The sequence below is a fragment of the Salirhabdus salicampi genome (genome assembly GCF_024259515.1).
GTDB classification, from domain to species: Bacteria; Bacillota; Bacilli; order Bacillales; family Alkalibacillaceae; genus Salirhabdus_A; species Salirhabdus_A salicampi.
In genome coordinates this window covers 50,764-63,450 of record NZ_JANBWE010000005.1, presented here as the reverse complement: position 1 = coordinate 63,450, position 12,687 = coordinate 50,764, and the positions used below count along the sequence as shown (strand labels likewise).

At 38.2% G+C, this 12,687-nt stretch carries 10 protein-coding genes; all 10 read right to left on the bottom strand.

What is annotated here, in order from left to right:
- Positions 1-45: 45 nt before the first annotated feature.
- A complete protein-coding gene (locus tag NLW78_RS13625) occupies positions 46-1,176 on the bottom strand; it encodes a glycerate kinase (RefSeq protein WP_254497708.1) in 1,131 nt (376 codons plus the stop codon).
- The gene (locus NLW78_RS13620; protein WP_254497706.1) at positions 1,173-3,527 is read right to left on the bottom strand and encodes a glycoside hydrolase family 65 protein; all 2,355 of its coding nucleotides are present in this window, start codon (positions 3,525-3,527) and stop codon (positions 1,173-1,175) included. The genes NLW78_RS13625 and NLW78_RS13620 overlap by 4 nt, the downstream gene beginning before the upstream one ends.
- A 12-nt stretch (positions 3,528-3,539) precedes the next feature.
- Positions 3,540-4,589: a Gfo/Idh/MocA family protein gene (locus tag NLW78_RS13615; protein WP_254497705.1), complete on the bottom strand. Its 1,050-nt coding sequence runs from the start codon at positions 4,587-4,589 to the stop codon at positions 3,540-3,542.
- Positions 4,590-4,761: 172 nt separating this feature from the next.
- A complete protein-coding gene (locus NLW78_RS13610) occupies positions 4,762-5,571 on the bottom strand; it encodes a sugar phosphate isomerase/epimerase family protein (protein ID WP_254497704.1) in 810 nt (269 codons plus the stop codon).
- Positions 5,572-5,638: 67 nt separating this feature from the next.
- A complete protein-coding gene (locus tag NLW78_RS13605; protein ID WP_254497703.1) occupies positions 5,639-6,697 on the bottom strand; it encodes a zinc-binding dehydrogenase in 1,059 nt (352 codons plus the stop codon).
- A 93-nt stretch (positions 6,698-6,790) separates the two neighbouring features.
- Positions 6,791-7,633, bottom strand: coding sequence for a carbohydrate ABC transporter permease (locus NLW78_RS13600; RefSeq protein ID WP_254497701.1), 843 nt, complete (start codon positions 7,631-7,633; stop codon positions 6,791-6,793).
- Positions 7,627-8,556 (bottom strand): carbohydrate ABC transporter permease, encoded by a 930-nt coding sequence (locus NLW78_RS13595; protein WP_254497700.1) that lies wholly within the window; start codon positions 8,554-8,556, stop codon positions 7,627-7,629. Before NLW78_RS13595 ends, NLW78_RS13600 begins: the two co-directional genes overlap by 7 nt.
- A gap of 130 nt (positions 8,557-8,686) precedes the next feature.
- Complete coding sequence (locus NLW78_RS13590) at positions 8,687-9,706, bottom strand: LacI family DNA-binding transcriptional regulator (protein WP_254497699.1); 1,020 nt, start codon at positions 9,704-9,706, stop codon at positions 8,687-8,689.
- 63 nt (positions 9,707-9,769) lie between these two features.
- On the bottom strand, positions 9,770-10,459 hold the full coding sequence (gene pgmB, locus NLW78_RS13585; protein WP_254497698.1) for a beta-phosphoglucomutase: 690 nt from the start codon (positions 10,457-10,459) through the stop codon (positions 9,770-9,772).
- Between the two features lie 260 nt (positions 10,460-10,719).
- Positions 10,720-12,402 (bottom strand): formate--tetrahydrofolate ligase, encoded by a 1,683-nt coding sequence (locus NLW78_RS13580; RefSeq protein ID WP_254497697.1) that lies wholly within the window; start codon positions 12,400-12,402, stop codon positions 10,720-10,722.
- Between the last annotated feature and the right edge of the window lie 285 nt (positions 12,403-12,687).

Here is a 12,687-nt window from a genome sequence, read left to right as displayed (position 1 = left end):
CCTAATAAATAGGTAGATTTTTTTGATGCATCATATAAATTGTTTTTACGGATTTCCAGCTATTACCCTCATAACATTTTGAACTGTATGCGATAAATTATCTCTACCTTTTTGTAATGCTTGTTCCAGTGAACATGGTCCTTGTGTGATGCTGTGTACAGATAGTAACCCCTGTTCATATAGTGGCTCATATCCTCTTGCAACCGAGCCCCCAAAAGCAATAACAGGGATATTCATTTTTGATGCTCGCTGTACAATTCCTGCGATCACTTTTCCATCAGGTGTCTGGTTATCAATTCTCCCTTCACCCGTGAAAATGTAGCTCGCTCCTACAATCTGGTCATCGAATTGTAGTGCATCTAATACTAAATCAATACCGCGCTTAAGCTTTCCCCCACACATAAGAAGTGCTGCACCTAATCCACCTGCTGCTCCAGACCCACGCTTATAGCCTATATCGATACCTGTAGCTTTTTTTACAACCAAAGAGAAGTGGGATATATTGCGATCTAATAGCTCAACCATTTCAGGGGTAGCACCTTTTTGTGGTCCAAAAACATAGCTTGCACCATTTTCACCAGTTAAGGGATTATTGACATCACAAGCAACAGACAAAGTAACTTGATTCATTTTGGAATCAATTTGACTTAAGTCAATGTGAGCAACTTGATCGAGTGATCCCCCACCGAATGTAATGTCGACTCCTTCATCATCAGTAATCTTTGCGCCAATGGCTTGCAACATGCCAACACCACAATCGTTTGTCGAACTTCCACCAATTGTCACGATTAAATGTTCGATATTATGTTGTAACGCTGCCTTCATCAGTTCACCAGTACCAAAGGTAGTCGTTAAAAGCGGGTTTCTCTTTTCAAGCGGTACTAAATGTAAGCCACTCGCCTCTGCCATTTCTACAACAGCAGTTTTTTTATCCCCTAAAATAGAATAGCGTGCTGTTACCTCTTCCCCTAATGGACCGGTAACAGTTGTTTCATAGATTTTACCGTTGGTTGCATATGTTAGAACTTCTAACGTCCCTTCTCCACCGTCTGCAACAGGGAGCATTGAAACATCAGAGTTTGGGAGGACCTTACGTACAGCTTCCTTCATCGTTATTGATGCTTTTTGAGCCGACATACATTCTTTAAATGAGTCGGGTGCTATTACGATTTTCATATACCTTTCCCTACTTTCCTAAGTTCAATAACATCTTGCAAACTAAACCTTGTTCCATTGAACTCTATCGGTAAACTTGGGTTGTTACCGGTTTCGTTTCTTATCATGATCGAGTTCAAAGTAAGTTCAACGGTTAATCGGTCACCTCTCCAGTAAATTGGAATGGTTATACTATTCCATTGTTCTGGAAGATTGGGCTTAATCATTAGTACTTCACTAGTTAGCTTTATGCCAGCAAAACCGAACACAACTGCTTTCCATATTCCACCTAAGGATGCGGCATGGACTCCAGCATCAGATGATTCCATGTTTTCGCCAAGATCGATTAAAGAAGCCTTTGTAAAATATTCATAGGCATCCTTCACATCACCTACATTTGCTGCAACGATACTGTGAACGGCCATGCTTAATGAAGAATCGTGGATTGTTCTTGATTCATAATAGTCTAAATTTACTTTTTTTACGTAATCTGAAAAACGATCACCTAGTAGATAAAGTAACATTACAACGTCTGCTTGCTTTGAAACCTGCATATCTATCACTTGTTCTCGGCTGAAATCTTGCAAAATTGTTTGTACTGCTGAATCCGTCTTATACTTTGTAATATCAATGATTGGCTTTGATAAATATGTGTCATCCTGCGGAATTAAGTTGTCTGATTCTCTAGGTACAGGTAAATAAATATGATCCACAGCCTGTTTCCATTTCTTATATTTCTCTTCTAATGATAATTTGTCATTTAGGCGCTCAAATACGTTTTTTCGATTTGTTTTACATTCGTCGTAATGTCTAATGGCTGTTTGAATGGTCCAATGTGCTAAGTAATTTGTGAAGGCATTGTTATCAACATGCTCTTTATATTCATCAGGGCCAACTACATCTGTAATGATATACTGTTCTTTTCCGTCGTCCCATTCAACTCGGCTAGCCCAGAATGTTGCTGTTTCAAACAAAATCTCACTACCGTACTTATTCATAAAGTCAACATCCTGTGTTGCGGTGTAATAATTCCAAACCGCAAAAGCAATATCAGCGGTAATATGTTGTTCAATAATCCCTGACCAAACTTTCGTTGCTTTTCCTGTTAAAATATTAACCGCTGCCCATAAAGGTGTTTCTTCTTCTCCTGTGAAAGCAGATTCCCACGGATACATCGCGCCATCGTAGCCGTTATCTTTCGCCTTTTTTCTTGCTCCATCAATAGTGTGATAACGATATTCCAGCAACGAACGGGCAATTTCTGGCTTCGTATAGAGAAAGTACGGAAGAATAAAGATTTCAGAGTCCCAAAAGGAATGACCTTTATATCCTTCTCCCGTTAGTCCTTTCGCACCAATTCCAAACCTTGAATCATGATGTGGGGTCATGATTAATAGATGATACGAGGCAAATCGGACAGCAAGTTGATCAATTTCATTTTCACTATTAATTTGAATATCCACTTGGTTCCAGTACTTTAACCATTCACTTTTACTTTCCTCAAATAGTTGTTCATATCCTACTGCACGTGCTTTTTGTATACCATCTAAAGATAATTTTCTAAGTTCTTCCAGGTCATACGAACGGGAATCTATTTGACTGTCCCGGCTTGTATGGACAGTGGAAAGTTTTTCCACTGTATATGTTTTATCTTTTGCAACTGTTGCGCTATACTGTAAATCTACCCTTCTCCTTCCTAGTGACATTTGGGGTGAAAGGTCGATCTCTTCATGATTCATTTTTAAACGATGTGTCGCATTAATTACAAAATCGATATTCGTTTCTGTTGTTGTTTGAATCAGTTGTAGGAATTTTTTATCAAAAATTCGCTTCTCACCTTCGTGGAAATGTTGGGCACCAGAATTCGTCATTTGTCCATTAATGCCCGATGTTACTTGTATATTCGCTTTTTCAGATAAAGGTTTTATATCCACTCTCATACCTATTAAATGTAAATTTTTAAGGGAAATAAATCTTCTAAACGTTAACTCAAACCGTTCTTTCTTAGGACTTTCCCAATCCACAACACGCACTAATTCTCCGGTTTTTAAATGTAAATAACGGTAATAACGATGTATTGTACCTTTATCCAATGAAAACTGTTCGCCGTTTAGGTTGATCTCCAGTGCCGTAACATCTGCTGTATTAGGCAATTCTGATGGTTCCGTCTGATCGAATCTATTAAACGTACCGGCGACGAACAAATTACGCGTTTGTTTTACATATGATTCTTCCGTTGAAGATCTAACTCCCATATAACCGTTGCCTAAAGCCATAATGGTTTCGCACTTACCTAATAAGCTTGAGTTAAACTCTGTTTCAGCTATGACCCAGTTTCTATTTTCACCACTCCCAAGGTTGTAACTAAGCATACAATGGCTCCCCTATATCTTTTTAAAGTTAATAGCATTTCCCGTTTCTGCTGATTGATAAAATGAATGAATGATTTTCTGTAACATAACACCTTGTCTGGCCGTTATCAGCGGCTCCTTTTTCCCTATACAACTATCAATAAAATCATTGATTGCCTTCTCATATTTATTTATGTCCGGCAAAAATGGAATATCAATATCTACTAAAGCACCATGTTTTTCCTGATAAATCGTTGGGGGAAACACATTTGCTCCCCCTTTGTCACCAAATAATTCCACGTTCATCTTTGACTTGCTTTTCATGTTCAAAGCGAAGGATGTTTCGAGAATAAGTGATGCTCCATTCTCAAAACGAATCATCCCCATTGCTGCATCTTCAACGGAGAATTTAACAGGATCCCAATCCCCCATCAAGCCAACCCCCTCTTTCGTACCAATTCGTTGATGGGTTGCGGCTAAAATACTTTCTGGTTGTGGATAGTCCATCAAATATAAGGCTACATCAAGCATATGGATACCGATATCAATTAACGGACCTCCACCTTGTATATCTTTATTTGTGAAAACACCCCAACCTGGAATTCCCCTTCTTCGCAGTGCATGTACACGAGCGGAATATATTTCACCAAGTTCTCCTTCACCAATAAATCTTTTCATCATTTCAACTTCGGAACTATGCCGATAGTGTAAGTTGAAAGTAAGAACTTTACCAAAGTCTTTTGCCGCCTCTTCCATTTCTATGGCTTCTTGCACCGAAATAGCTGGCGGCTTTTCACAAAATACGTGACAACCTGCTTGTAAAGCTAAAATGGCAGCTTCTTTATGATATTTGTTAGGTGTACAAATACTTACAGCATCAAGGTCACATGTATCCAGCATTTCTTGTACATCATCAAAAGCATACGGTATGTCCATTTGATTAGCGATTTGATTTGCTTTATGTTTAGAAGTACCAACTAGTGCAACTACTTCAACTTCGTTCGGGCGCTTTACATAATTCGGAATGTGAGCTGTCTGTGCTATTTGCCCAGGTCCGATAATTCCGACGCGTAATTTTTTCATTCTTTTTCCCTCCTGAAAATGGGGACATTCGTTAAGGGGAAGGCTCAGTTTCCGTACACAAAAAAAGATATTAGACATTAACCATGATAGAAATGCTCCAGCTTGTCCCTGTAAAAAGTGGGGATTGCATTTGCACACAACCCTCACTAGGTTTTTTAACATCGTCTATTTATTACTTAGCTCTACTTTTTTCAATACATTCTTTAATATAGCGAATAGATTGAGTGTATAGCTTTCGTTCATCTTCGCCTAGTACACGACATTCAAATGTCATATAACCGTTATAGCCGATTTCCTGAAGAGCGCTAAATCCGGAAATGAAATCTAAATGTCCGTGCCCCGGCTGATACCGATGACTATCCGCGATATGAACATGACCTAAGTATTTCTTTTCACGCTTTAAACTTTCAGCGATAATAGGTTCCTCAATGTTCATATGATAAAAATCAGCGATAATTTTCACATTTGAGAAGTTTCCTTCTTCAATTAAGCTAGAAGCAACCTCTAGTGTATTAATCATATGGTCCTCGTAGCGGTTAAGAGGTTCTAAATACACGTATGTTCCTGTTTCTATTGCCACTTCATTTAACTGGCTTAAGGATTCTATTAGAATCCTTCGATCCTCTTCATCAGAACGTGGTGGAACCATAGGTGGAAGTCGTTTTGAGAACATTCCCCAGGCCGCTGGTACGACAATGCCCTGCCCCCCCAACTTTCCAAGCTTCCTTAATATATCCTTAATTTCCGAAAGACCGTTTTTCCGTTTAGCCTCATCAAAATCACCAATCCAACCTTCATATCCACCGCACGCTGCAATAATCGGTACACCTGTTGCTTCGCTTGCTCTCTGTACCTCATCAAAACGTTCCAGCAAGAGCTTTCCATCGATTTCAAATCCTTCAAATCCAATCGATTTTATATATTCTAGCTTCTCTTTTAAACTTTCAGGAAAAAACGGTTTATCTTGTGTAGCTAATTTCATGATATCCCTCTTTTTTTCTAGACTTTTAATATCATTCTATGATGTTTCCAAAGTCAGTTAAGCTATTCTATTTCTGAAACGTAACTCCCAATTTGATACTTTTCTCTGGGTGATGATCAACATACTCGCAATAAGCTTTCGCTGATTCTTGAAATGGTACAACTGGAGAAACAATGTATTCACAATTTAGTGTTCCATTACTAAGCATTTCCCAGCTTACCTCTTCAATACGACGTCGGTTCCAACGTGGATAATCAGGGTTCGGTTCGCTTGCAGCACGGGAGAAAACAATCTTAGCGTTGTTAAAATGTGCTTCCCGGCCAAGGTTTAAACCAGCTCTAAATTCTCTAGCCCATCCTACAAAGGCAATCGTTCCTCCATATGCAAGACCTCGTAATGAATCTTGAAGGGCATATTGGTTTGCGCTAGTCTCAATGATAATATCTACACCCATTCTGTCTGTTGCTTTTTTTAGTTCAAATCCAACATCATCCTTGATAGAATCGAATGCCACATCTGCACCAGCTTTTAAAGCTGCTTCTCGGCGAACTTCGATTGGGTCTACAACTGCAACATAGCTGGCCCCTGCTTTCTTCACCATCTGTGCAGCAAGTTGGCCAATAGCGCCAAGTCCGATTACTGCAACTCGATCACCTGGACGGAATCCGCTATCCCGAACTCCTCCTAATGCAAACTGAGCTGGGTCATAACAAACAGCATTTTTCCATGACATATTTTCAGGCACATTCAGGAGACGATGGTTATCGACTGCGTTTACAATATGTGTCTCACGAATTCCTCCATAACTACAAACTGTATCTCCAAGTTGGTAGTCTTTTACTTCAGACCCAACTTCAATAATTTCTCCAACCCATTGGTTACCTAGATTCCACTCGCCGAATTTAACACCTTCACCTGGCTGCTCTCGTTTCATGAATAGATTCCATTCCGAATCGAAGTATTCATTTAAAAATGGGGTTTCACCGCGAAAATCAGCTAACTCAGATCCATGTTTCGGGGAGGCGTATTTGATTTTCACCCTCACCTCATTTGGTTGTATCTCCCTATCTTCATACGGTAATATCTCTGCTTTCCTAGGTGCAACCGCTACTAATTGTTCGTACATCATAAATCCCCCTATTGCCTTTTAAGTAGTGTTCGTTTGTAAAAAAGTTTACTTCTCCCATAACTCGTCTTATAAAAGAAATGAAGAAACAACCTATTCCTTTACTCCACCTTCCGTTAAACCACCGGTAAAATATTTTTCTAACAATCCGAATAGAACAACAACTGGAACGGCGGTTAATAGTGAAGCTGCCATCATTCTTCCCCATACATAGTGTTTTGTATGGAATAAGTGACTCAACCCAATAGGTAGTGTCATGTTTTCTTCAGAAGTAATAAATACGGACGCAAATAAATATTCATTCCACGATATCATGAACACGTATATAAATACGGAAGCGATTGCAGGAATAGACAACGGAATAACGATTTTAAAAATTACTTTAAATCTGCTTAAGCCGTCAATCATCGCTGCTTCTTCCAGTGAAATAGGTATTGTTCTAAAATAGTTTCCTAGCATATACAGTGCAACAGGCATTGTTAGGACGAGGTATGTTATGACTAAAGAAAGTTTTGTGTCATAAAGATTAACTGATGTAATCATTTGGAACAATGGAACGACTAATAGAATTCCTGAAAACATGTAAATCATAAGAACCCCTTTTTGGAATGCTCCTCTACCCTTATACTCTAGTCTTGCAAAACTATATGCCCCTAAAGTGCCAATAACAACTGCTAAAAACGCTGTAGAGAGGGAAATAATCATACTGTTTGAAAAATATGACCAAAACGGGAATACCGCTGGATTTAACACATCTATAAAGTGTTCAAATGTGATATCTTTTGGTAACAATGTTGGTGTCGTTGACGTAGCTTCCTGACCCGTTTTCAGGGACGTACTTAACATGACAAGGAATGGAAATACAGTTGTCACAACGGTAAGTGTAATTAAGCAATAAAGGATAATTCGGTTTATTTTTTTATTTTTCGTTACCATTTTAATACCCTCCTAACTGCCACTAAGACAAATCCCATCACAATGATAAATAACGTTGCAGTAATTGCTGCAGCTAAACCATGGTCGTAGGTAGCAAATGCTGTCTGATATGTGTAAACTCCTACTACCGGTACTTGTTTTGTTAATAAATAGATTTCATCAAACTTGTAGAAATTCCAAATAAAGCGAAGGATAACTAGTGATCCTAATACTAACGTTAATTCAGGCAGTGTAACATGGCGTATTTTATGCCATAAATTAGCCCCATCAATCTCTGCTGCCTCATACAATGATTTGTCTATTGATTGAAGCTTCGCTAAAATCATCATGAATGAGAATGGAAATAGATGCCAAATGTCAAAGATGATAACTAACCATAAAGCTGCTGTCGGATCGTTTAACCAATCAATACTTTGACTCATGATTCCTAACTTTTCACCAAGAGTATAATTGACCATTCCGTATACCGGATTAAACATATATTGCCACACAAAAACTACTGAGATTAGTGGAGCAACATATGGTAACAACACAACAGATCGTACAAATCCTCTTCCTTTAAACGAATTATTTAAAAGGAGGGCTACAGCTAAGCCAACAATTGTTGCCCCTGCTACAGTCAATACTGTGAAAATTATGGTAATCCAAACGGAATGCCAGAAAGAGCTGTCCGTAATTAAGTTAATATAATTTTGCAACCCAACAAATGTATTAGGTCGGTTCGGGTTCAATGACACTTCGTGAAGACTTAACCAAATGTTGTATATAACCGGATAAAAAATAATTGCAACGATAAGTATAAGTGCAGGTGCGATTAATAAATAACCTAATCTAGCTTCGCCTTTCTTAAAGGAACTCGTTTTCTTTTTTGATACACCCTCTTCAAAGGGGCTAACTTCTTGTTTTGGTACACCCTTTTGCATGGTTCACACATCCCCCTAAAATAAACTTTTCCACTATTTGTTTGTATTTCCCCTTGCTGCTTATTGTCATCTATTTGCAGATACACCCAACTACCCGAAAACGTTTTTGGTATGAGTTAAAAAAAATATCCTATTTTGGTGGAGCAGTAGAATCTCTTATAACGAGATCACAATCTAATGTTTTCGGCTTCGGTTTTATGTCGCTCTTTTCAATGATTTCTAACAGCATTTTCGCTGCCTCACTTCCAATGTCGTGTTTGTTTTGCTTCACTGTAGTTAACGGCGGAGTACAAAAGCTCGCCTCTCGTATATCATCAAAGCCTACAACGGAGACATCATTTGGAACGTTTTTTCCCAATGCTTTTAATGTTTCTATAACAGTTATGGCCATTTCATCACTTGCTACAAAAAAAGCCGTAATATCAGGCCTCTGTCTCATAAGTTCCTTTGTAGCCTTTTGAGCAATTCCCTTAGAAAAATACCCTAAGTAGACAAGATTAGGATTATAACCAATCCCATATTCCATCATTGAATCTTGATATGCTCTTAAACGATCATAACTCGTCTTACTAATTTCATCCCCACCAATAAATGCTATGACTTGATGCCCTAAATTAGCTAAATGCTCCATTGCTAACTTTGAACCAAAATAGTTATCCGATTCCACATAGGTACATTTGTCGCCCTTTAGTGGTAAATCGATCGCAATACACGGTATGCCACTTTCCTGAAGTTCAATAAACTGCTCGTTCTTCTTCTTACCTTCACCGGTTAATAGAAGGACAACGCCATCGACACTTCTCTCTCGACATAGTGTCGTATATGTTGCTCTCTCTTTATTTTTATTTGTAAAAATAATAAGGTCATAACCGGCATTACCAACTACCTCTCGAACAGCGGAAATGATATCCAAAAAAAATGGATGGTCAAATCCTAAGTTCATGTTATTTCCGAAAAACACGCCAATTGTATGCGTCTTCTTCTGAACTAAACTCTTTGCAACCGCATTTGGAAAATAGTTTAGTTCCTCAGCAATTTTTATAACTTTTTCCTTTGTTTCTGGCTTAACATCAGAATAATTATTCAATGTTCTAGAAACAGTTGAAATTGATACTCCTGCTAACCTGGCAATATCTTTTATAGACGTCAACTTCTTCACCCTATTCTATTACAAAAACGTTTTTGTTAACGTTTTCATTTTAACAAGATTACGTTAACTCGTCAAACTATTTTGACATTCTATGAAAGCTTTTATCAACTTCGAATATGTCAATTCAACTGTACTATTAACAACCAAATCCGCCCTCGATAAGATTTCTCGTTGGCCTACACCTACAGCAAACATTGAGGCTGCTTTTATCGCTTCAACTCCTGCTGCTGCATCCTCAACTCCTATACAATTTTCTTTCGGAACATCTAAATGTTTGGCTGCATTTAAAAAGATTTCAGGATCAGGTTTCCCGTTCTTGATTTTCTCTACATCGACAATGTAATCAAAATAATCTAATAAGCCTAAACTTGTTAAGATTGTCGTAGCATTTTTGCTTGCAGAAGCTACTGCTAATTTAAGATTATTTCTTTTCAGTTCCTCTATTAGTTCCTTAATACCGGGCAATATGTGAGCGGGAGTAACTTGCTTTATCAACTGTTTGTAATACTCATTTTTCTTATAGGCTAACTCTTGTTTTTGTTCAAGGGTGAATTCATTTGCCTTTTGGCCATATTTAAGTATTTTTTCTAATGATTCCATTCGACTGATGCCTTTTAAGTTCTCATTAAATTCACGGTCAAAAGATATTCCGAGTGAGGAGGCTAGATTTCCCCATGCAACGTAATGAAACTCTGCAGTATCTGTAATAACCCCATCCAAGTCAAAAATAACTGCTTTTACTCTACTATCCATATGATGCCCCTTTCATAATTTCATAATTGCTTAATTTACAACGCTAATAGTTTTTCATATTTTAAGAATAATTCAACACTTTCTACCAAAAACTATACCACCCTGCGAAAACGTTTTCAATAAATCTTTTTTCATTTATTTCGACGGTTGGACTCATAGTTCTTGATATTACTCAATGTATACAACAAATATATCTTCACATGAAAAATAAGCAGATCCTTATGATCTGCTTATTCTGTCTTAGCTAGATGGATAGTTTTTTAAAAGAGTCCGTACACATTTCCACTTTCATCTACATCCATCTGTAATGCGGCGGGCTTTTTCGGTAATCCTGGCATTGTCAAAACATCACCTGTTAATGCTACGATGAATCCCGCTCCTATCGAAGGCTTTAGTTCACGTACTGTAATTGTAAAATTAGTTGGTCTCCCTTGTTTTGTGGGGTCATCTGAGAGAGAAAATGGTGTTTTTGCCATGCAAATCGGCATATTATTCCAGCCTAACGACTGAAATTGTTCAATTTGCTTTTTAGCCTTCTCTGTAAATGTCACACCTTCTGCTCCATAAACAATTTTGGCTATCTTATCAATTTTATCAACAATCGGTTCGTTTACGTCATATAAAGGAGTAAAGGAAGCGTTACTATTGTCGATTCCATGTAGTAATTGTTCCGCTAAATCAATTCCTCCTAAACCTCCTTTTTCCCAAACTTCCGTTACCGCATGAGTATAATTATTTTCCGAACACAACTTTTGTAATGCTTCAAGCTCTTCCTCTGTATCCGTCGCAAAACGATTAATCGACACGACGAACGGGAGACCGATAGCTTGGATTGTTTCAATATGTTTTTTTAAATTATGAAATCCAGCTTGTAATGCTTTGAGATTCTCTTTATGTAAGTCTTGCTTTGCAGCACCACCATGCATTTTTAGAGCCCTAACGGTTGCTACTATGACAACTGCCTCAGGTTCAATTTCGGCTAATCGTGCCTTGATATTGAAAAACTTTTCAGCCCCTAAGTCGGCACCGAAGCCAGCCTCCGTCACAACGAAGTCACTTAATTTTTGTGCCATTTTTGTTGCTACAACACTATTACAACCATGGGCAATATTGGCGAAAGGGCCGCCATGAACGAGCGCAGGTGTATGTTCGATTGTTTGGACGAGGTTAGGTTTTAGTGCATCCTTTAACAACAGGGTTAGCGCACCTTGAACACCAAGGTCTGATACTGTAACAGGTTGTTTATCTATGTTATACGCAACAACCATTTTAGCGAGACGTTGTTTTAAATCGTTCAAATCTGTTGCCAGGCATAAAACCGCCATTATTTCAGATGCAACAGTTATATCAAAACCATCTTCACGAGGTACACCTTGAACTGGGCCACCTAAACCAACGATAACGTTCCTAAGTGCTCGATCGTTCATATCCACGACACGCTTCCACACAATGCGCCGAGAATCGATCTTTAATTCATTCCCTTGATGGATGTGGTTATCGATAAAAGCGGATAAAGCATTATTAGCGGTTGTAATGGCGTGAATATCTCCAGTGAAATGAAGATTAATTTCTTCCATTGGTAACACTTGTGAGTAGCCACCCCCTGCAGCTCCACCTTTCAATCCCATTGTTGGACCAAGTGATGGTTCACGCATAGCAACCATTGCATTTTTTCCAAGTTTCTGTAGTGCCTGTCCGAGCCCGACTGTTACCGTCGATTTCCCTTCACCCGCAGGCGTAGGGTTAATCGCAGTCACTAATATTACTTTTCCGTCAGGTTTTTCACTTAAACGTTCCATTAAATCAAGAGAAACTTTAGCTTTATAATGACCATATGGTTCTAATTCTTCTTCTAAAAGATTCAGACCATTCGCAATTTCCTTAATCGGCTTTAGCTTTGTTTCTCGTGCTATTTCAATATCATTTTTAATTTCAACTGTCATCTTTTAGCCCCCAACGTAACGATATGAAAAACATTAATAGATTATAGTTCAAATTGTATTATAAAGATGGTTTCAAAGCAAAAGTAACTGCAAATTGATGGGAAGGTGAATTCCTTTTCTTTGCAATAGGTCCACAAACTAGTCATCATAAAAAAGAGGCTCTCCATTTATATAAATCATATCCATTTAGGTCGGTTTTCAGTAAGCGTTTTTGAGAAAATGGGAAATTGAGGTTAAAATACTATCTAATAAAAAAAATTTTACTCAATATCCCTAATTCGAAAG

Coding starts and splice junctions, on each gene's coding strand:
- NLW78_RS13625 (WP_254497708.1), bottom strand. CDS start 1,176: ATGAAAATCGTAATAGCACCCGACTCATTTAAAGAATGTATGTCGGCT.
- NLW78_RS13620 (WP_254497706.1), bottom strand. CDS start 3,527: ATGCTTAGTTACAACCTTGGGAGTGGTGAAAATAGAAACTGGGTCATA.
- NLW78_RS13615 (WP_254497705.1), bottom strand. CDS start 4,589: ATGAAAAAATTACGCGTCGGAATTATCGGACCTGGGCAAATAGCACAG.
- NLW78_RS13610 (WP_254497704.1), bottom strand. CDS start 5,571: ATGAAATTAGCTACACAAGATAAACCGTTTTTTCCTGAAAGTTTAAAA.
- NLW78_RS13605 (WP_254497703.1), bottom strand. CDS start 6,697: ATGTACGAACAATTAGTAGCGGTTGCACCTAGGAAAGCAGAGATATTA.
- NLW78_RS13600 (WP_254497701.1), bottom strand. CDS start 7,633: ATGGTAACGAAAAATAAAAAAATAAACCGAATTATCCTTTATTGCTTA.
- NLW78_RS13595 (WP_254497700.1), bottom strand. CDS start 8,556: ATGCAAAAGGGTGTACCAAAACAAGAAGTTAGCCCCTTTGAAGAGGGT.
- pgmB (WP_254497698.1), bottom strand. CDS start 10,459: ATGGATAGTAGAGTAAAAGCAGTTATTTTTGACTTGGATGGGGTTATT.
- NLW78_RS13580 (WP_254497697.1), bottom strand. CDS start 12,402: ATGACAGTTGAAATTAAAAATGATATTGAAATAGCACGAGAAACAAAG.